The 19,634-nt window shown below is 44.5% G+C and carries 17 protein-coding genes; 3 read left to right on the top strand and 14 right to left on the bottom strand.

What is annotated here, in order from left to right; all coding sequences use genetic code 11:
* Positions 1 to 41 precede the first annotated feature (41 nt).
* From R7Z77_RS01745 to R7Z77_RS01715, 7 genes are all read right to left on the bottom strand, one after another.
* Positions 42 to 1,145, bottom strand: coding sequence for a phosphoribosylaminoimidazolesuccinocarboxamide synthase (locus tag R7Z77_RS01745; RefSeq protein WP_005377963.1), 1,104 nt, complete (start codon positions 1,143 to 1,145; stop codon positions 42 to 44).
* A 203-nt stretch (positions 1,146 to 1,348) separates the two neighbouring features.
* Positions 1,349 to 1,741 carry a SulA-like leucine-rich domain-containing protein gene (locus R7Z77_RS01740; protein ID WP_213967386.1) on the bottom strand — a complete coding sequence of 131 codons (393 nt, stop codon included), beginning with the start codon at positions 1,739 to 1,741 and terminating at the stop codon, positions 1,349 to 1,351.
* Positions 1,742 to 2,152: 411 nt separating this feature from the next.
* Positions 2,153 to 2,335: a hypothetical protein gene (locus tag R7Z77_RS01735; RefSeq protein ID WP_213892209.1), complete on the bottom strand. Its 183-nt coding sequence runs from the start codon at positions 2,333 to 2,335 to the stop codon at positions 2,153 to 2,155.
* 177 nt (positions 2,336 to 2,512) lie between these two features.
* Positions 2,513 to 3,487, bottom strand: coding sequence for a J domain-containing protein (locus R7Z77_RS01730; protein ID WP_318136584.1), 975 nt, complete (start codon positions 3,485 to 3,487; stop codon positions 2,513 to 2,515).
* Positions 3,488 to 3,563: 76 nt separating this feature from the next.
* Complete coding sequence (locus tag R7Z77_RS01725) at positions 3,564 to 4,223, bottom strand: OmpA family protein (RefSeq protein WP_318136590.1); 660 nt, start codon at positions 4,221 to 4,223, stop codon at positions 3,564 to 3,566.
* A 217-nt stretch (positions 4,224 to 4,440) separates the two neighbouring features.
* Positions 4,441 to 5,136 (bottom strand): DUF2786 domain-containing protein, encoded by a 696-nt coding sequence (locus R7Z77_RS01720; RefSeq protein ID WP_005377954.1) that lies wholly within the window; start codon positions 5,134 to 5,136, stop codon positions 4,441 to 4,443.
* Between the two features lie 208 nt (positions 5,137 to 5,344).
* Positions 5,345 to 6,025, bottom strand: a complete 681-nt coding sequence (locus tag R7Z77_RS01715; RefSeq protein WP_005388843.1) for a DUF3334 family protein — start codon at positions 6,023 to 6,025, stop codon at positions 5,345 to 5,347.
* A 262-nt stretch (positions 6,026 to 6,287) separates the two neighbouring features.
* Between R7Z77_RS01715 and R7Z77_RS01710 the strand changes: the two genes are divergently transcribed.
* Both R7Z77_RS01710 and R7Z77_RS01705 read left to right on the top strand, forming a co-directional pair.
* Positions 6,288 to 9,323 carry an FAD-binding and (Fe-S)-binding domain-containing protein gene (locus tag R7Z77_RS01710; protein WP_158173813.1) on the top strand — a complete coding sequence of 1,012 codons (3,036 nt, stop codon included), beginning with the start codon at positions 6,288 to 6,290 and terminating at the stop codon, positions 9,321 to 9,323.
* Positions 9,324 to 9,396: 73 nt separating this feature from the next.
* Positions 9,397 to 9,858, top strand: coding sequence for a methyltransferase family protein (locus R7Z77_RS01705; RefSeq protein WP_213967387.1), 462 nt, complete (start codon positions 9,397 to 9,399; stop codon positions 9,856 to 9,858).
* 110 nt (positions 9,859 to 9,968) lie between these two features.
* Here R7Z77_RS01705 and R7Z77_RS01700 read toward each other — a convergent pair whose 3' ends face one another.
* From R7Z77_RS01700 to hutC, 6 genes are all read right to left on the bottom strand, one after another.
* A complete protein-coding gene (locus R7Z77_RS01700) occupies positions 9,969 to 10,694 on the bottom strand; it encodes a DUF3581 domain-containing protein (protein ID WP_017821813.1) in 726 nt (241 codons plus the stop codon).
* Positions 10,695 to 11,029: 335 nt separating this feature from the next.
* Positions 11,030 to 12,565 carry a histidine ammonia-lyase gene (hutH, locus tag R7Z77_RS01695; protein WP_213967388.1) on the bottom strand — a complete coding sequence of 512 codons (1,536 nt, stop codon included), beginning with the start codon at positions 12,563 to 12,565 and terminating at the stop codon, positions 11,030 to 11,032.
* A gap of 11 nt (positions 12,566 to 12,576) precedes the next feature.
* On the bottom strand, positions 12,577 to 14,274 hold the full coding sequence (gene hutU, locus R7Z77_RS01690; RefSeq protein WP_054578031.1) for a urocanate hydratase: 1,698 nt from the start codon (positions 14,272 to 14,274) through the stop codon (positions 12,577 to 12,579).
* A 73-nt stretch (positions 14,275 to 14,347) separates the two neighbouring features.
* On the bottom strand, positions 14,348 to 15,358 hold the full coding sequence (hutG, locus tag R7Z77_RS01685; RefSeq protein ID WP_213892201.1) for a formimidoylglutamase: 1,011 nt from the start codon (positions 15,356 to 15,358) through the stop codon (positions 14,348 to 14,350).
* A gap of 1 nt (position 15,359) precedes the next feature.
* Positions 15,360 to 16,610 (bottom strand): imidazolonepropionase, encoded by a 1,251-nt coding sequence (hutI, locus tag R7Z77_RS01680; protein WP_213967389.1) that lies wholly within the window; start codon positions 16,608 to 16,610, stop codon positions 15,360 to 15,362.
* A gap of 129 nt (positions 16,611 to 16,739) precedes the next feature.
* Positions 16,740 to 17,447, bottom strand: a complete 708-nt coding sequence (gene hutC, locus R7Z77_RS01675; protein ID WP_213895498.1) for a histidine utilization repressor — start codon at positions 17,445 to 17,447, stop codon at positions 16,740 to 16,742.
* A 248-nt stretch (positions 17,448 to 17,695) separates the two neighbouring features.
* Between hutC and R7Z77_RS01670 the strand changes: the two genes are divergently transcribed.
* On the top strand, positions 17,696 to 18,439 hold the full coding sequence (locus tag R7Z77_RS01670) for a sporulation protein (protein WP_213967390.1): 744 nt from the start codon (positions 17,696 to 17,698) through the stop codon (positions 18,437 to 18,439).
* Positions 18,440 to 18,445: 6 nt separating this feature from the next.
* On the opposite strand, the gene R7Z77_RS01665 is transcribed toward R7Z77_RS01670, so the two are convergent.
* A complete protein-coding gene (locus R7Z77_RS01665) occupies positions 18,446 to 19,423 on the bottom strand; it encodes a DUF3187 family protein (protein ID WP_213967391.1) in 978 nt (325 codons plus the stop codon).
* Positions 19,424 to 19,634 lie beyond the last annotated feature (211 nt).

Genomic DNA, 19,634 nt, shown 5'->3' with positions numbered 1-19,634 from the left:
GGACTTTTTATTGGAAAGCATTTAGCAATCTAGCGACAGTGCTAGTCAATCAATCCGTATTCTTTGCTCAGAACTTCGATGATTTCCGCTTTCGGATTCTCACTCAAATGAATCGGCTTGCCTGTAATCTTCTCGGCAATACCAATGTAGGTGCTCGAAATCGCCATCAAAGATTCGACGGGTAAAGCATTATCACGAGCGAGTGCTTCACGCTCTGGCATACGTTCTTTATTTAGCAAGATATCTGGGTCAGGGAAGTGGTTAAGTAGGAACTGGCGGAAACCTTCTTTTGAGTTCTCTACGATGTGACCTGCTTGGTACTCTTTAGCATCCCATATACGAGACGAGTCTGGTGTACCCACTTCATCCATGTAAATCAGCTTTTCATTGCCAGCAGCATCATGAACATAACCAAATTCGAATTTGGTATCGACAAAGATTTGGTCGATTTCTTCTAACGCTTGGCTTATAACGTTAAAGCCTTCTTTCAGCAATTTTTCGTAGAGTGCGATATCGTCAGCGCTTGAGAAGTTAAATGCTTCGTAGTTGTCTACGATGTTTTGACGAGTAATATTTACGTCATCCGCTTCTGGCACACCGGGAATGCCTTTTAGAATGCCTTTTGTGGATGGGGTCATTAGCAACTCTGGCAGTGCTTTGTCTTTTCCTAACCCTTCAGGAAGTTGGATTCCACAAAACTCGCGCTCGCCATTTGCGTAAGCGCGCCACATCGAACCCGTGATGTATTTGCGGCAGATGGCTTCGATTTTTACCGGTTTGGCTTTTTGTACAATCCAAACAAAAGGGTGAGGAATGTCTAGAATATGGCTATCTGCTAAGCCATTTTCTTTGAACAGTTTGAACCAGTGATTAGAAATCGCATTAAGCGCAGCCCCTTTACCCGGGACACCATTAAGACCACCTTCAGCATGCCAAATACAATCGAATGCAGAGATTCGGTCGCTAATTACCATGATAGCCAAAGGCGCATCTGGAGCGACATTGTATCCTTTTTCTTTGATCAGTCGGGCGCTGTCTTCTTCAGTTAACCAGTAAACTGAACGAACTTTTCCACTATGAACGGGTTTATGGGTGCGAATTGGCAGGTCGTCATTGACGGCAAGTACTTGATTAGCAAGGCTCATTGCGACATTCCTATCATCTTAATCAAACGTCAGAAAGAGAAGATATTCAGCAAAATGTGGGCGCTGAATAAATCGAATGTGGGCATCATACCAGAACTATTTTAACTCGCCAGAGAAAAAGCAAACGTTTGCCTGTTTTCTTTAATACAAAAAAAGCCCCCTTAAAAAGGAGGCGAGATGCAGGATGGATAACGTCGATCTTGTTAGTGGTACTTATTAACTCTGCCTTCGACGAAAAAGACTTCACACTGATAACGTTGAGCAATATCGCGAAGCATTGATTGATTCATTAGGGCAATCTTGTTCGATGCGACGACAGCGCTAGCGTTACCAGACTGAATAGCTTTAATCACGATTTCCACTTCAGAAAGCTGTTGAGACGGCTTCATCTGAATGATGTTTTTACAGCAAATATTAGAAGCAGTGAGTTGTTCAAAGTCTGGACGAGGGCAGTCTGCTGTAAACAAAATCCATTGTTTCTGCTGCGATAAAACAGCCAGCTTAAATAGAAGCTGATCCGAAACGGCCATGGGCTTAGTTGCTTGTGCTAATACGTTGTAGCGAGAGTATGTATGAGATTGACTTTGTAACTGCATCTTACTGTTCCTTTATACATGCTGTATGCCTATACAGTAGTTTGTTTTGGCGACCTGATCAACAAGTTTCTCAAAAGTTATTTGCGGTTTTTTGAGAAGGAAATAAAAGGATTTTATTTTAAGTAATTGAATTTATTTGTTTATTTTTCATTTCTGATATGTCTAACATCAATTTAAAAATGTGAGGTGAGTAGAAAGTTGGATGAGAGACATACAGGGGTTTACTACTGTATATACAGGTGTTTTTCACGGACAATGGTTTGTATACAGTGGGAGAGGGCTGATAACCGATGCGACGTGCTATGTAAGATAGGAGGGAATACGAGATAGAGATTGGAAATAGGGCTTGGCCGATCAAAAAAGCGCCTTAAAAGGCGCCTTTGAAAATCAGTTCCGTTGATTCCGTCTTGCTTAGCTCGCTCGTTGCAAGCGTTCGCGCATTTGTAATTCGCCTAGGTTAAATAGGCGCACGTCGATTTTCGCCATATCGTAGCAAGCTTTACATGAGTAGTGGTGCTTGCCATCTAAATAATCGTGACGAGTTACAAGGCTAGGTTTTTTACACCAATCACAGGTGCCTTCTTCAGTGAACATTGATTTTCTCCCCACCTAGATTAATTTGAGTCGTTAGGTGTTATTTTGCGCCGGGCATTATGGCATAAAAGCGCGACTTAAGTTAAATGTCTGTTAATTTGTTTGAGAGGGAGATCGATTGCGGCGCTTGATTATATAGGTCTAAAAGCATGCTAGCCAAAGTATCCTGACCTATTTTTACTGTTTTGTAACATTTTGTGAGACGAGCTTAAAGGCATGATTGAGTCGCTTCATTTCTTCTTCACTGCCTCTTGTGTCAGGATGATAAAGCTTTGATAGCTGTCTATAGCGTAGCTTGATTGCTTGTAAATCAGGGATGTGTTGTGGTGTGTAGCCAAACATAGCACACGCGACGCTTAGCTTATGGTTCTCTGCCTGGGTTTTGGATTTCTTAAATTCTTTGAATACTTTCTCTAGCTGGCGTTTCAGTTGCTTGTTCGTAAACTCTAGCTCTTTTATTTTTTTCGCCATTCGTTGATTTTGGCTTTCCTCTTTGGCTTCAAGCGCTTTTCTATTCTGCTTAAGTTTCTTGATTACGAGAAAACTTAAGCCGCTGATGATGAGTATCGCCGCTAGCCAGATCAGCCATAAAAACTGCGAGTGTTCTACTTTGGGGTTTGCAACTGTGCTTTTCTCTTCCTGTGCTTGCTCAGCCTTTTTATCGAGCGACTTTATTTGCGAGACTTGTTTAGCTCGCAGTTGGTTGAAGCGCTGCTCTAATAGTTGATTATAAGCTTCTTCTGCTGCTGGATTATGCTGAGAAGCCATTTGATACAAGGCTTCAGTCAATTGAGAAGTTGTGACCTTATCTGGATTGCGCTGAATAAAATCGGCGAGAAGAAAGCCACGATCGGTTGGGTCATTGAGTGCGATAGAGGTTAGCCAATATAACGCTTGTGTTTCATTTTTTTCACCATTGATCCCTTTAGCAAAGTCGTTCGCGAGCTGTTTTTGTGCAGGGAGGTAACCTTGGTTGGCGGATTGCTCTAGCCAGTAGCGCGTTTCTGGTGAGGCTTCAGCTTCGTTTGATGCCAATAATTGTTGTGCGTACTCGTATTGTTCGATGGGGTCATTTGGAGCTTGAGAGGCAAGCGAGTAACCAGAAAAGCTGAGGCTAAATAAGCAGAGTAGGGCAGACGTTTTGACAGACATCAATATGTCAGGCCTAACGATAATGGTTAGGCCTGCTCCGGTAATTTTTTATTATTACCGTTATGGTGCAACCAAATTACTTCAGTGGCAAGATCTGGATTTCAACACGACGGTTGCACGCACGACCTTCAGAAGTTTGGTTTGAGCAAATTGGGTTACGTTCGCCGTAGCCGCGTGCAATTGCACGACCAGATGCAACGTTTTGAGATACTAGGAATTGACGTACGGACTCTGCACGGCGCTCTGACAACGTTTGGTTGTATGACTCACTACCTGTGCTATCCGTGTAACCGTCAATAACGAGACTGGTATCTGGGTACTCAACTAGGATGCGAGCAACACCGCGTAGAGTATTATGGATACTAGCATCAAGCTGGTAAGAGCTTGAAGAGAAGCCGATACCGTTTTCCATACGCAGTAAAAGCTGATTTTCACCAACACGCTGAACTTGTACGCCAGAGTTTAGCAAAGCGCGACGTAATTCCGCTTCTTGTTGGTCAAAGTAGTAACCAACGCCAGCGCCAGTCGCTCCGCCTGCGGCTGCACCAATGAGTGCATGCTGACGACGTTCTTTAGCATCATCACCCGTTGCTAGGCCGATTGCTGCGCCAGCGATCGCACCAATAAGCGCGCCTTGCGTGGTGGAGTTAGTTTCGTATTCACCCGTTGTTGCATTTTGGCGTTGAGTGGCTTGACAGCCAGTAAGAGCTAGCACTAGAGCTAGTGCAATAGGCATCTTTTTCAAGGGAAAATCTCCGTATAAAACTGAGGCGAAACCATGCCTCATAATGGGATGCGAATTATGAATAAACAAGCATTAATATTTGTTATGAGAAAGTAAGATTGATAAGAGTTTCTGTAAGAAAATTCCTATCAATACTGCCAAAGCTCTCAAAGTAAGCCCTATAGACATCGAAGTCATGGGTGCTTATGTGAATCCTTTACTATTCTGGCTATTTCGATGAATCGCCCAACATTTTGCGTGCTTGTTCGCCGCCCACTCCACGGTTAACTGAAACCTTTCTACCTTTCTTTAAGCCCACTTCGTAGTCTTCAGTTAGGTTTTTCATCGCTTCTTTCAATTGCTTCTTGAACGTTTCGCGGTCAATGTTTTGGAATTCTTTATCAATATAGTCATTAATTTTATTGGCCGACTCTTCATCTGGAGAAATAATTGGCAATTTTTCAATCGCGCCTTCCACCCAGCCAGATACAAATGAGTTCACACGGCGAGTCACTTCCTGAGAAGAGGTGCCGGTGCCAGCAAAGCTGTTTCGGAATTGTCCGGTACTTTCGTTCATCTCGCGATAAACAATATCGAAAGCAAATGCAGCAAAAATAGCGCGATCTGCTTCACCGATAAATTCGACACGTTTGAGCCCTTTGTGATTCAACAATACTGCTTCGACACCGAATTTTGTGTTAATGCCGCGAATCACTCGCAATATGGTAGAACTGATGTTCGCTGGTAGCAGATGAGAAGATTGTGTTTTTCCCATTCTGATGAACTCAATATCGTCTTTATCGAGACCATATTTAAGCATGAGGCGATGTGCCATTTTGATAGCATTGGCAGCCTCATTAACATTAGCGGAATTGCCCAGTTCTAAGCACTTGGCGATTTTTTTCAGAGCTTTTTGTTTATCCATCGACAACCAGTAACGAAAGCAGAAAATTTATGAAGTCAGACATATTACCTTTTTTGACATAAAAACGAAATACAAGGTGGGACTGAAGATAATTTCTGCACATAAAAAGAAGCCTCGCATTAAGCGAGGCTGGCGTTTTAGTTCGTCGTAATCAGTATGAAGTCGTACTTGTGTCTAAGAAGCCATTCTTCATTAAGATTCGTTAGAATTACAACCCGAGCTGGTTGAGCAAGTCATCGGCATCATCGTTTGATCCCGACGATTTAGATTCTTTCTCAGCCAACTGTTTACGTGTTGCCTCTAAAATGTCGTCTGGGTTTTCGTCTTCAGCAACTTCAAACTCTTCCAGTTGGATGAACTCAGTTTTATCCATTGCTAGCTCGAGATAGAAAATATTGTTGTTTTCGGTGGAGAACGTCACTCTGCGCGCTTGAGGGCGGTCAAGGTTGGTATCAACTTGTAAGATAACTTGCTTATTCAGCGCCAGCATTTTTGGTTGGTTTTGTGTGATGTTCGTTTGCAGGTCTTTACGAATTTTATTAGTGAAGTCTCCGACCAGTTGATTCATGAGTTCACCCAGAACATCGCCTACCTCGTCAGAAGTATGAGATATTGCCAGTTCTTCTTCTGGCATGCCCATATTACGCATGTAGTTGGTGTAGATCTCCAGTGCGGCTTTTGCCGTAAAATTAATCACAACTAGCCCGGTAAATCCGCCATCAAACAGAACAAAACAGCCAAAATCTGGTTTGAGGCTAGTCTTGTGGATTTTTTGCACCATTGCTGAATAATTTACTTGAGAAGATGTCGCCGAAGTAAGTACGCCAGAAACAGACTGGCAAAGTTTGAGAAGGATATCTTCAGTGGTCACAATTTTATTTTTTTTCATTCTGAAAACTCATCTAGAAACGCGATTCGTTCCCCAATGTAAGGCATCAAGCGTGAAAAAATAAAGCATAAGTTTAATTATTGTATCGAGATTCTGATTTGCTCGTCTTTTTAAATGTTGTAAAGTGACGAAATTCAAAGAATATTACTTCACTAACTCTTTTGTGGTGTTTTTTTCGCTTAGCGCCAATTTGTATGAGAAGTGAGCAAATAATTACACAACCCGCAGCTGATCGGATCAGCGTCGTAGGGGCAGGAAGCAAATGTTACCAAGATTACACTCGCAAACTGATGTCGATCCTCTTGTTCTTAGTTTTCTGAAAGAGCTTGAGCACGCCGGATTCACTGGTGATATCGAAAGCCAATATTCAAGTCGACTAGCGGTTGCCACTGACAACAGTGTTTACCAGCAACTTCCTCAGTCTGTCGTTCATCCCAAAACGACAGAAGATGTTTCTCTCCTCGGGAAACTGAGCAATAAAGAAAAGTACGAACGAATTACCTTTTCACCTCGTGGTGGCGGCACGGGGACCAATGGTCAGTCGCTAACCAAAGGTATTGTGGTGGATATGTCTCGCCACATGAACAAAGTGCTTGAGATTAATGAGAAAGAAGGCTGGGTTCGTGTACAAACTGGTGTAGTGAAAGACCAGTTAAATGACGCAGTTCGCCCTTATGGCTACTTCTTCTCTCCAGACTTATCTACCAGTAACCGTGCAACGATTGGCGGCATGGTCAACACCGATGCTTCTGGTCAAGGTTCTCTGAAATACGGAAAAACATCCGATCATGTTTTGTCGCTACAAGCGGTGTTTGCTGATGGCTCAGTTCTAGAATCAGACCTGTCCAACGGCTACCCAAAAGAAGACGAGTTTGCTGCCAAGGCGCTACGTGTAACGGAATCCGTATGTCGTGAAAAACGCCAGCAGATCGTAGATAAGTTTCCTCCTCTTAACCGCTTTTTAACGGGCTACGATTTAAAAAATGCCTTGAATGAAGAAGGTGACCGTTTCGATATCACACGAGTACTGTGCGGCGCTGAAGGTTCATTGGCATTCATTACCGAAGCGAAGCTTAACCTGACGCCAATTCCGAAAGCGCGTACTTTGGTTAACGTTAAATACAACAGCTTTGATTCTGCACTGCGTAATGCACCGTTGATGGTCGAAGCGAAAGCGCTGTCTGTAGAAACCGTTGACTCGAAAGTGCTTAATCTCGCGAAGCAAGATATCGTCTGGCACACCGTGAGTGATTTGCTTACCGATGTTCCAAATAAAGAGATGCTTGGCATCAATATGGTGGAATATGCAGGTCAGGACGAAGAAGAAGTTGCAGCGCAGGTTGCATCGCTGACCGCCAAGCTCGATACCATGCTGGAAACAGAAGAAGCGGGCATCATCGGTTACCAAGTCTGTAACGATGTAGCGAGTATCGGGCGTATTTACAACATGCGTAAAAAAGCGGTGGGTTTGTTAGGCGCAGCAAAAGGCCGCGCTAAACCGGTCGCATTTGCTGAAGATACCTGTGTGCCACCAGAAAATCTGGCGGACTTCATTGTAGAGTTTCGAGAGCTGTTAGACAGCAAGTCTCTGAATTACGGCATGTTTGGTCACGTCGATGCCGGGGTGCTTCACGTACGTCCTGCGTTGGATTTGTGTGACCCGCACCAAGAAGCATTGATGCACGAAGTTTCTGATGAAGTGGTTAAGCTGGTGGCGAAATACGGCGGTTTGATGTGGGGTGAACACGGCAAAGGTTTCCGTTCAGAATATGGCCCTGAGTTTTTCGGTGATGAGTTGTTTACTGAGCTGAGACGTGTGAAGGCGGCATTCGATCCACACAACAAAATGAACCCGGGCAAAATCTGTACGCCGCTTGATAGTGATGCAGAGCTTGTCAAAGTTACCGATACCAAACGTGGTTACTATGACCGTCAGATTGACGTTCAAGTACGTGACAGCTTTAAACAAGCGATGGAATGTAACGGTAACGGTTTGTGTTTTAACTACGATACTAGCTCGCCAATGTGTCCATCGATGAAAGTAACAGCCGATCGTCGTCATTCACCAAAAGGTCGTGCAGGTTTGGTTCGTGAGTGGTTGCGTCAGCTTACTGAGCAAGGCATTGATATTCTTGACTTAGAAAAGCAAACACTAGAAAACAAAACATCAATCAAAACCATGATTGACCGCGTACGTCATTCTATCAATCGTCGTCACGAATACGATTTCTCCCACGAAGTGTATGAAGCGATGAATGGTTGTTTGGCGTGTAAAGCATGTGCGAGCCAGTGTCCGATTAAAGTCGATGTTCCGAGCTTTCGCTCACGCTTTTTAAACATCTATCACTCTCGTTATCAACGTCCTGCAAAAGACTATCTGGTTGCGAACATTGAGACTATGCTGCCGATGATGGCAAAAGCGCCAGGTGTCGTAAATGGTGTTTTGAAGCAGTCGTGGGTGAAAAGTTTAACGGCATCTACGGTCGGGTATGTCGATGCGCCGTTGTTATCAGTACCCACCTTGAAACAACGAGTAGAGTCGCTGACAACGCCTTATGATCTGCAAGCGCTCAGTGGTTTGTCTTCGTCTGAAAAGAGCAAGCATGTTTTAATTGTTCAAGACCCATTCACTAGCTACTACGACGCTGATGTCGTTGAAGACTTCGTTAAGTTATTGAAAAAGCTGGGTATGCATCCGGTACTTCTGCCGTTTAAGCCGAATGGTAAAGCACAACACATTAAAGGGTTTTTACGTCAGTTTAAGGGCACAGCAGCCGACACAGCGAAGTTCTTGGCGATGGTAGCGGATCTGGATATTCCATTAGTTGGCGTCGATCCTGCTTTGGTGCTGTGTTATCGAGATGAATACGCTGAAGTGCTTGGCAGTAAGCGAGGTAATTTCGATGTACTAACAGCCCACGAATGGCTTTACCCAAGACTAGAAGCGTTTGAAAGCGGAGAGCATAAGGCGCAAGAACCTTGGTATCTGTTTGCTCACTGTACTGAGAAAACCAAAATGCCAAATGCGGAAAAAGAGTGGGGCGCTATTTTTGCTCACTTTGGTGCAGTTTTGAATACGGTACCTGTTGGTTGTTGTGGTATGGCGGGTACGTTTGGTCATGAGGTTGATAAGTTGTCGATGTCGAAAGATATTTACAATTTAAGCTGGAAGCCAATCTTAGATAAGTTGGATAACGAGAGATGTTTGATTACAGGCTATTCTTGCCGCAGCCAAGTTAAACGCTTTGAAGGAACGAAGCCCAAGCATCCCGTTCAGGCGCTGTTAACTTTGTTGTAATCGGACTAAATCAAGCCCAGTTTTACTGGGCTTTTTAGAAACCGTATTTAGACCCTTTCAAAGGATATGAATCTTGAGAAAACTTGAACTCAAAGTCCCACCTGTTGTGGTGTTTTTGCTAGTCATACTTTTGATGTACGGACTTAAAGTTTTGACGCCGAGCATGAACATTCGAGTACCCTTTGTTGAATTTGTAGTAGGTGTATTAACTTTGTTGTCTGGCTACATGGGCATTGCTGGCGTGTATGAATTTCGCAAAGTAAAAACCACAGTGAACCCAGTAAAACCTGAAGCGGCATCTTCTGTTGTAAGAACTGGTGTGTTTGCCTTTTCACGCAACCCTATGTACACGGCATTATTGCTTCTAATCATAGCAACTGGTTTGTGGTGGCCGCACTTGAGTGTGGTGCTTTGTGGCGTGATATTTGTCAGTTATATGAATCGGTTTCAAATCAAGCCTGAGGAACGCGTTCTAGAGCGATTGTTTGGTGAGGAGTATGTGGATTATAAAAATCATGTTCGTCGTTGGCTCTAAGCATTGCGTTTAGTTTTGTTTGGATGAGACATAAAAAGAAAGCCCAACGGTCGACGTTGGGCTTTCTTTTAGTAAACACGTTTTTTGTGCGCTTCTGATAGGGCAGTCGACTAGGCTGCCTTAACGAACTTTGCTAGGAATGCATCCTTACGTTCATTAAAGCGGCGTACAAGGTCATCAACCGCTTCTTGGTCATATGGCTTCAAGCCACTGGCAACCATGCGCTTAATACCTTTACCAACGACTTCACCGTCTTCTTTAAACGCAAAGTTTAAGGTGACTACACCTCGTTTTCCTTCTACGTCGAATGTTGCGCCAGTGAAATCCACCTCTGGATGCGTAAGGTCTAAGCGTGAAAATTCGACTTCCATGCTTTCATAAATAACTAATGGACGCTGGCAGTTAATCATCATTTGCTTCTCTTCCATAAGAGGAACCATGATGTGAGGGAAGTTCATACCAGAAAATTGCACGTAATTTGTCACTACATGCTCAATAAATGCCGGATCGTGGTTAGTTTCACCTTCACGGGACATGTGTAAGTATTCTTTACCTGCCTCGTCAACAACAGCGCTTTCTTTGTCACACTTATTTTCAATATGAAGTGCTACACCATCGTTTACCATGCCAGAGAAGTTAAAACGCATCTTTTGGCTAACGCCTTCTTTACTAAGAAGCACAGCGAAAAGTAAATCTCCAGGGACACAAAAGCGTTTGTTGTCTTCATCATGAATTGGGTTGTAGTCACCTGCGACACGTTTTGCAAAGTGGCTTGCTTGTTCGCGAGTGAACTGAAACTGGTGATTAGTGTTTGAAAAATAAGGTGTTAGAAACATAATTTTTACGTAGTAACCAAAACTGTGTGGGATTATATGCGAATATCTGCGTAGCAATGGTCCATCCAGTGAAAACTTCACCGTATCCTAACAATAAGACACTATTTCGGCGGATAAACCGTTAAAAACGCATACTTTAGCAACGCTTTTATTTGTGAAAACAATAAACAACGACCTTTTCGCTCGCCTATCTTTTAAAGTATAGCCATCAAAGTAGACTGGCGTTCATAAATAGTGCCATCAACATGTTTAATCGTATGTAAAAAGGCTCCACGCAGAACGTAGAGCCTTCAAGTCATCATCTGGTTATTCGGTGAAATGCCAGTTATGCTTAATTATCGAACACTTGGTAACAAGCTCTCTGGCATGAGTGTATTGTGGATAGCCAGCTTAAGCAGAGTGTTTGCCTGTTCAATGTCTGGAGCAAAGTAGCGATCTTTATCGTAGAACGATACTCTGTCACGCAGCATTTGTTTGGCAATCTCGATACGCTCAGAAGACTTGTTTGGTGCTCTAAAGTCTAGGCCTTGTGCTGCTGAGAGGTATTCGACCGCCAGAATGCCGCGAGTGTTTTCTCCCATTTCTTTCAATCTGCGAGCCGCGAAGGTTGCCATTGAAACGTGATCTTCTTGGTTTGCTGATGTTGGCAAGCTGTCTACTGACGCTGGGTGAGCGAGCGTTTTGTTTTCACTTGCTAACGCAGCAGAGGTAACCTGAGCAATCATGAAACCAGAGTTCACACCACCATTGTCGACTAAGAACGGTGGCAGTTTTGATAGCGCGCTATCGATAAGTAATGCCATACGACGTTCAGACAAGCTGCCGATCTCGGCAATCGCAAGTGCTAGGTTGTCGGCTGCCATTGCAACAGGCTCCGCGTGGAAGTTACCGCCAGAGATGATGTCACCATCTTCAGCAAACACCAACGGATTATCTGATACGGAGTTCGCTTCTACTTGCAATACTTCCGCCGCATTGCGGATTTGCTGTAAACACGCACCCATCACTTGAGGCTGACAGCGCAAAGAATACGGGTCTTGTACTTTTTCACAGTTAGTGTGCGAATCACCTATTTCACTCGATGTGTCCAACAAATGACGGTATGCGAGTGCTGCGTCCATTTGGCTGCGATGACCACGTACACGGTGAATGCGCGGATCGAATGGACGTCGGCTGCCGAGAGCGGCTTCAACAGACATTGCACCACAAACGGTTGCTGACGCGAAAAGGTCTTCCGCGATAAACAGGCCTTCCAATGCGAACGCTGTGGATGCCTGAGTCCCATTTAGTAGCGCTAAGCCTTCTTTTGGCGCCAGAGTGATAGGCTCTAGACCTGCGATTTTTAATGCTTCTTGCCCGGAAATGATATTACCGTTGTGGCGAGCTTGTCCTTCTCCCAGTAATACTGTGCTCATATGGGCTAGAGGAGCTAAGTCACCTGATGCGCCAACAGAGCCCTTTTTAGGTACGCAAGGGTAAACTTGTGCGTTGACTAGGTCGGTCAGCATATTAATGACTTTTAGGCGAATCCCAGAAAAGCCACGAGACAGACTATTGATTTTTAATACCATCATCAGACGAACCGTTTCATCTGACATAAACTCACCGATACCTGCCGCATGAGAAAGAACGATACTGCGTTGAAGTGTTTCTAAATCTTCTGGTGCTATTCGTGTGTTAGCCAATAGCCCAAAACCAGTGTTAATTCCGTAAACCGTTCGATCTTCCGCGATGACTCGGTCTACGACCTGTGTGCTTTCTTCAATGGCCGGAATGGCTTCAGGATCCAAAGTAAGGTTGACTGGTGAACGGCTCACTTGGCGTAGTTCGTTTAAGCTAATATGACCCGGCTTTAGCGTTAAATTTAACATCTCTTTCATCCTTACTTGAGCTTCTTCAGTTCTTCGTTGAGCATTGGCAAATCTAGCCCTTGCTCTGCTGCACATTGTTTAGCGATATCGTATCCCGCATCAGCATGACGCATCACGCCTGTTGCTGGGTCGTTATGCAGCACGCGGGCAATACGTTGTGAGGCATCTTCACTGCCGTCACAGCAGATAACCATACCTGAGTGTTGCGAGAAGCCCATACCTACGCCACCACCGTGGTGCAGTGAAACCCAAGTTGCGCCGCCCGCCGTGTTGAGTAGCGCGTTTAATAATGGCCAGTCTGATACGGCGTCAGAACCGTCCATCATACCTTCGGTTTCACGGTTCGGGCTTGCTACAGAGCCAGAATCTAAGTGATCTCGACCAATGACAACGGGCGCTTTAAGTTCGCCATTTTTCACCATTTCGTTGAATGCTTGACCAAGACGCTCACGATCTTTAAGACCAACCCAGCAAATACGCGCAGGTAAACCTTGGAACTGGATGCGTTCGCGAGCCATATCTAGCCAGTTATGTAAGTGCGGATTATCTGGAATTAGCTCTTTTACTTTTTGGTCGGTTTTATAAATGTCCTCAGGATCGCCAGAGAGAGCAGCCCAACGGAAAGGACCGATACCTTCACAGAATAGAGGACGAATGTAGGCTGGAACGAAGCCAGGGAAATCAAATGCGTTTTCTACGCCTTCTTCCAAGGCCATCTGGCGGATGTTGTTACCGTAGTCGAGTGTTGCGGCGCCGCGATTTTGCAGCTCTAACATCGCTTGAACTTGCACAGCCATGGATTTTTTCGCTGCTTTTACGACCATTGCTTCATCTTGCAAACGCATTTCCGCTGCGTGAGACATGCTCCAGCCTTGTGGTAAATAGCCATTGAGCGGGTCGTGTGCAGACGTTTGGTCTGTTACGACATCAGGCGTGATATTACGTTCTACCAGCTCAGAGAAAACGTCTGCTGCATTACCTAGTAGACCAACCGATACTGGTGTGTCTGACTCTTTAATGATAGCTAGCGCTTCATCTAAAGAAGTCGCTTTCTTATCGACATAGCCTGTACGTAGGCGGTAATCGATACGTGACTCATCACACTCTACTGCAATCATGGAGAAGCCCGCCATTGTACCAGCGAGAGGTTGAGCACCACCCATGCCACCGAGACCACCTGTTAGAATCCAACGGCCCTTTGCTTCACCGTCAAAGTGTTTTTTTGCAACAGATACGAACGTTTCGTATGTGCCTTGTACGATACCTTGCGAGCCAATGTATATCCAGCTGCCAGCGGTCATTTGGCCGTACATCATCAAGCCTTGTTTATCGAGCTCGTTGAAGTGTTCCCAGTTTGCCCAATGCGGAACAAGGTTTGAGTTTGCGATAAGCACGCGTGGAGCATTTTTATGAGTAGGGAAAACACCAACAGGCTTGCCTGATTGAACTAAAAGCGTTTGGTCATCTTCGAGTCTTTCAAGTACTTCAACAATCTTGTCGTAACATTCCCAGTTTCGCGCTGCTCGGCCAATGCCGCCATATACAACCAGTGAATGTGGATGTTCTGCAACATCAGGATCAAGGTTGTTCATCAGCATACGAAGAGGGGCTTCGGTTAGCCAAGATTTTGCGCGCAGTTTATCTCCGTGAGGTGCACGAATTGTTCTGCTTGTATCAAGTCGTGGATCTTGTCCCTGGCGCTGTGTCATTTCAGACTCCTTTAGTTTCTCGTGATGACCAAGTACTTGCTTGGTCGTAATAATCAGTGGCATCTGGGATGCATTATGGTTTGTGCTGTTTTTCCGCCATTGCGTTGGCGATATCCCAACACAAACGGGCAGCTAATCGTGCTGTTTGACTATCGACGTCATAATTTGGGTTGTATTCGGCGATATCAGCCAGCATTAACTTATTTTTGTAATGAAGAATTCGATCTAAAAAGGGTGCAATAGTGTCGTAACTCACTCCCCGAGCTGCTGGTGCGCTGACTCCAGGTGCGGTTGCGGCAGGAAATACATCCAGATCAATGGTCAAATAGAGGTAGTCACAGTCGTCAATAAAATGCTGAAGCTGAGTTAAGTGATAACTGTGGTTTAAGTAGCAGAGCTGATTGTCCTCTACATACCAAACATTTAACGCATCTGCTTTTTCAAATAGCGCTTTAGTGTTGCTACTGCGGCTTACACCAATACAAGCGTAATGAAAGTCCCAATCGTTACGTTGACAAAAATGATGAATTTGGTTGAAGGGTGTACCAGAGCTCGGTCTTATGTCGACGAGGTTACTCTCGAATGCGCGCAAATCGAAATGCGCATCGAAATTGATAATGCCGATTTTAGGCTTCTTCTCTGGATGGTGCGCTTTAAAATATTCCGCTAAGCCGGAAAACGAGGCCCACGCAATCTCATGCCCACCACCCAGCACGATGACTGGCGTATGGGGCAGTGCGCTTGAAATGGTTGCTGCACATAGAGCTTGGCTCTCCTCCAGTAAGTCGTCTTCACACACCACAGTACCTAAGTCATATAGTGGGGCGTCTTGGTGCCATGCTAAATTAGCGAGTGCTCGTCGGATTAAGTCTGGCGCTTTTTTCGCGCCAATGCGTCCTTTGTTTCTCGCAACGCCAGCGTCGGTAGCAAAACCGAGTAATGAGACGCCATGCGCAACGGCACTCAACTCATCTGCTTTTTGGCGTTGAACAACGTGATGAATTCGCTGACCAAGCTTGCCGTCCTCGGCATCATGACGGCCTTGCCAATGAAATAGGGGAGAGTGTAGGTCGAATTGAGACATATTATTGGCCTCCGTGTGAAATGTATTCACCATTTACTATACGACCTACCAGACGTTTTGCTCCGACTTGATAGCTTAAATCCGCAGGGCTTTCGATATCCCAGATAGAGAAGTCCGCATCAAACCCTACTTTGATTTCGCCACGTGAGTTTTGATAACCCAGAGCTTTGGCTGCATGTTGCGTTACACCACGCAGTGCTTCTTGCGGTGTAAGGCGAAATAGTGTGCACGCCATATTCAGCATGAGTGTGAGATCAGAAAATGGTGATGTACCTGGGTTGACGTCCGTAGCAATTGCCATCGGCACGTTATGCTCTCTCAATAACTCAATCGGTGGTAACTGAGTCTCTCTTAGAAAATAAAAAGCGCCAGGCAATAGAGTGGAGACGGTGTTTGATCGAGCAAGTGCTTTAACACCTTGCTCATCTAAAAACTCGATGTGATCCGCTGACAGACCGTTGTATTGCGCAGTGAGGGCTGTACCACCGAGATTAGAAAGTTGCTCAGTATGCCCTTTAACCTTTAAGCCGTGGCGTTTTGCAGCTACAAACACTTTTTCTGTTTGTTCAAGATTGAAACCAATCGATTCACAAAAAACATCGACACTCGTAGCTAATTCTTCCTTTGCGACAACAGGGATTATGTCCTGACAAATGTGCTCAATATAATCATCTGCACGACCTTGGAACTCTGGCGGAATGGTGTGAGCGGCGAGAAGTGTAGTCGTGATTTTAACTTTGCGCTCTTGTTCAAGCCTTTTGGCTGCACGGAGCATTTTTACTTCATCATTCAGTGTCAATCCGTAGCCTGATTTCACTTCGACAGAAGTGACGCCGCTCGCGAGTAGCCCGTCTAAACGTGGCAACGCTAACTCAACTAATTGCGCTTCGGTTGCTGAACGCGTCGCATGCACCGTTGAAAGTATCCCACCGCCTTGTTTGGAAATTTCTTGATATGGCACGCCGTTTAAGCGCATTTCAAATTCGTTGGCACGATTGCCCGCGTAAATAAGATGAGTGTGGCAGTCGATCAAACCTGGCAGAACTAACTTGCCTTGAAGGTCGATACTCTGAGCGTAATGTTGGGCAGACAGCAGAGACTCGGTTTGCGGTGCGTCTTCACCAATGGCACAAGTACTGATCGCAACGATTTTTCCAGATTGAATACCAATGCGCGCTGGAGGCGTTGGAAGGTATCCGCATTCTCCCGATTGCATGGTAACTAGACGTACGTTTTCAATCAGCAAATCCATGTTTGTGTCCCTGTGTTTATTTGTATCATTAAATGTATATACAAATAAATAGAGCAAAATAAGAACACTGACAAGATTGATGTTGCTAAAATGTGATCAAAACGTAGATCTAGAGGACAAATCTTGTCCTTAAATGAGCACTTTTGAGCTCAGCTTATATTTGTTACCAGGGTGATAAAGTAGGGCGGTACTGACTAACTTATCTTGGCTCCACGTTCTGCGATTCAAGAGAAGGCAAGGTTCATTGGCTTGCATTTTTAAGTCTTGCTTAATACGGCTTTCAGGCACAATTGCCTCTACAGTATGTTCTATCGCGCTGAGTGGGCAATTATCTGACAGGTATTGATTTGGAGTGATTTGTGTGAAGTCTTGATTTAAATAACTCGGGGCATATTGGCTATTCACCCAGCGGAGCTCCAATTGAATCGGCGTTTGGTCTTCATAGTGAATAATTTCACTGTAAAACACTGTCGTGCCTAGCATAACGCCGAGTTTTGTCGCAATGTTGTCATCTGCTTTTATAGCAATCTGTTTGAGCACTTTACTGCCATACTTTCGCCCTCTATCGCTGACTTCTTCGGCAATGTTTCGAATGTCTAGCAGGGGAGATTCTGACTTTTCACCAGGATCACACACGAACGTGCCTAAGCGTGGGCGACGTTGTAATCGGCCCTCATTTACTAAATCCCGAATTGCTTTGTTCACTGTCATTCTACTGACACCAAATTGCTCGGTAAGCTCAATCTCGGTGGCGATGCGATGACCAACTACCCACTCTCCAGCATCAATTTTTTCCAGGATAAATTGTTTAATTTGAATGTAGAGTGGTGCAGACATAATGATTTCCCTTTATTTGACTATACAAATACTGCTTAATTTAGGTACAAATTGCAAACATTTCTCGACGAATGTACCGCTTAGTGACCGAGCAATCCTATTGAAGATCTGAATGGTTCTTGCTGCTGAGTATTATTTGTATTGATGATTGAATTCAAACATTTTCTTGTGGTCTATTGCTTGCACAGCAGAAAACAATTGTGTAAACAAACGATTATTAGAAGAAAAATCGCTAAAAAAGGAAAAGTATGTTTAAAAAATTGAAAGCATCACTGGGGATCGGCTCTGCAAAAGTAGATACCATTTTGGACGAAATGAGCGTGTTTCAAGGAGCGACGCTGAAAGGGCATGTTCATATCAAAGGCGGAGACGTCGAACAACAAATTGATGCTATTACGATTAAATTGAACACGGAAATGAAAGTCGAAGTGGATGATAGCGTAAGTTACCAAACCTTCACTATTGATCAATTGAAAGCAGTTGACCCTTTTGTGATTCAACCTAATGAAGAAAAGCAGGTTCCGTTTGAGCTAAAACTGCATGATGAAACGCCAATTACTGCGGTTAGCGCACTTAAGAATCAATGTCATGTTTGGGTCGAGACGACGTTAGATATTGATTTTGCGATTGACCCGCGTGACCGTGACTATATTGAAGTGAAACCACTACCAGTAGCATCTCGGGTTATTCAAGCGATCGAGCAAGCTGGCTTCACTATGGTTAAAGCCGATGTTGAAAAAGGCTTTTTGCGCGGTGGCTCGTTTGCCTCTCGCTCTGGTATTTATCAAGAGCTAGAGTTCCGTAACAGCGGCTTTATCTCATCAAAAGAAATTGAGCTCTCTTTTATTCTGGAAGGGCAGGCCATGCATTGTTTGGCAGAGATTGACCGTTCGCTCAGCTTGGCTGGTGACCAATATCGCTCGTTTACGTTGCCGATCAATGCAACCGATGCTCAAGTCGCTGCCGCAGTTGCACCAACGCTAAATCTATAGCTCTCATCAACTTGATGAAAATATGTACCGATATCCTATTGTGAAAGCGATATCGGTACTGTTATCCATATTTCTTGCGTTCTCTACGGCTAAAAACTCAAGCGCTGAATTTTCCATTAGATATCGATAGCCTAATACCAGTTCATTAGAGGCATCAGCAAACTCTGTGGGCCCTTCTGTTGAGCCTTGATACCAATGATATTCCAACATCAGGTGATGGTTATCTTCTAAGGCATAACGGTACCCACCCGCAATGGCAATCGTATTATGTCGATAGGGCAGATCGAGCAAGGCACGGTCATCCGAGCGAAAAGTCATGCCAATCATCGAATAAAATGCATGAGCATCACTTAAGTAGCTGTAGTTTAATTGGAAGCCTTGCTCGAAACTGCTACCTTGAAAAGTACCGTGAGCCACATCGTTAAAATACAAACTGCCGCCAATCGATAGGCCGTGATGTTCATTTTGGAACACTTGATACTGTAAGTAAGTAGATAGGTTATTGGCTAGTGTTTGTCCTTCGAAATCATCTTCAAGCACATTATATTGCGGCATTGAAATGTAAAAACGATCTCTGTCTACTTTATCCCGCCCATTTTGTCCGATACCGAAAAGTTTATGGAAGCTTTTCGTCAGTCCATCTAAATGGTTGTCAGCGGCAAAGACCCATCGATAGTTGAGCTCCCACTGCCAACGGTTGCTGACTTGCCATTTGCTGCCTAATTCGATTTGATTGTGGTAATAATCCAGTGCGTATTCATCAGTATGAGCCCAAACACTTGCCACGGTTCCCGAACCATAGGCTTCGACAAAACCATAGGGCAGACTATGTCCTGAACGCAGTATGTTGGTGTGACTAACCACTTGCATTGGGGATTGTGCGTAAGAACGCAGCGGGCCATATAAGTCATTTGATGCGAAGGCTTGCAAAGAACATATCGAGGTGCTTAGAAGCACCATAAAGCGCGATTTGAAATAGACCATGATGAATACCTACATACAAACTACTCTATAAAACAACTATATACCTAAATCGCACGTTGAGCTCTCGCCAAGCGTGTTAAGCTTTGTATCGGTTCAAACGTAATAGGCGATATTGTAATTTGTTGTGTAAGTTCATTGGGGGGCAATTCCGTTTACAAGTTATGCGGTCTCTTAAAAAGCATGATCAGATTGTCGTGACGGGTCTGCGGTT

The sequence above is a fragment of the Vibrio sp. 1401 genome (assembly GCF_033340295.1).
This window is presented reverse-complemented; position numbering and strand designations above follow the sequence as displayed.

Bases quoted from the DNA above. Each gene is read 5' to 3' on its own strand.
- R7Z77_RS01745 (WP_005377963.1), bottom strand. From the start codon at position 1,145: ATGAGCCTTGCTAATCAAGTACTTGCCGTCAATGACGACCTGCCAATT.
- R7Z77_RS01740 (WP_213967386.1), bottom strand. From the start codon at position 1,741: ATGCAGTTACAAAGTCAATCTCATACATACTCTCGCTACAACGTATTA.
- R7Z77_RS01735 (WP_213892209.1), bottom strand. From the start codon at position 2,335: ATGTTCACTGAAGAAGGCACCTGTGATTGGTGTAAAAAACCTAGCCTT.
- R7Z77_RS01730 (WP_318136584.1), bottom strand. From the start codon at position 3,487: ATGTCTGTCAAAACGTCTGCCCTACTCTGCTTATTTAGCCTCAGCTTT.
- R7Z77_RS01725 (WP_318136590.1), bottom strand. From the start codon at position 4,223: ATGCCTATTGCACTAGCTCTAGTGCTAGCTCTTACTGGCTGTCAAGCC.
- R7Z77_RS01720 (WP_005377954.1), bottom strand. From the start codon at position 5,136: ATGGATAAACAAAAAGCTCTGAAAAAAATCGCCAAGTGCTTAGAACTG.
- R7Z77_RS01715 (WP_005388843.1), bottom strand. From the start codon at position 6,025: ATGAAAAAAAATAAAATTGTGACCACTGAAGATATCCTTCTCAAACTT.
- R7Z77_RS01710 (WP_158173813.1), top strand. From the start codon at position 6,288: ATGTTACCAAGATTACACTCGCAAACTGATGTCGATCCTCTTGTTCTT.
- R7Z77_RS01700 (WP_017821813.1), bottom strand. From the start codon at position 10,694: ATGTTTCTAACACCTTATTTTTCAAACACTAATCACCAGTTTCAGTTC.
- hutH (WP_213967388.1), bottom strand. From the start codon at position 12,565: ATGTTAAATTTAACGCTAAAGCCGGGTCATATTAGCTTAAACGAACTA.
- hutU (WP_054578031.1), bottom strand. From the start codon at position 14,274: ATGACACAGCGCCAGGGACAAGATCCACGACTTGATACAAGCAGAACA.
- hutG (WP_213892201.1), bottom strand. From the start codon at position 15,358: ATGTCTCAATTCGACCTACACTCTCCCCTATTTCATTGGCAAGGCCGT.
- hutI (WP_213967389.1), bottom strand. From the start codon at position 16,610: ATGGATTTGCTGATTGAAAACGTACGTCTAGTTACCATGCAATCGGGA.
- hutC (WP_213895498.1), bottom strand. From the start codon at position 17,447: ATGTCTGCACCACTCTACATTCAAATTAAACAATTTATCCTGGAAAAA.
- R7Z77_RS01670 (WP_213967390.1), top strand. From the start codon at position 17,696: ATGTTTAAAAAATTGAAAGCATCACTGGGGATCGGCTCTGCAAAAGTA.
- R7Z77_RS01665 (WP_213967391.1), bottom strand. From the start codon at position 19,423: ATGGTCTATTTCAAATCGCGCTTTATGGTGCTTCTAAGCACCTCGATA.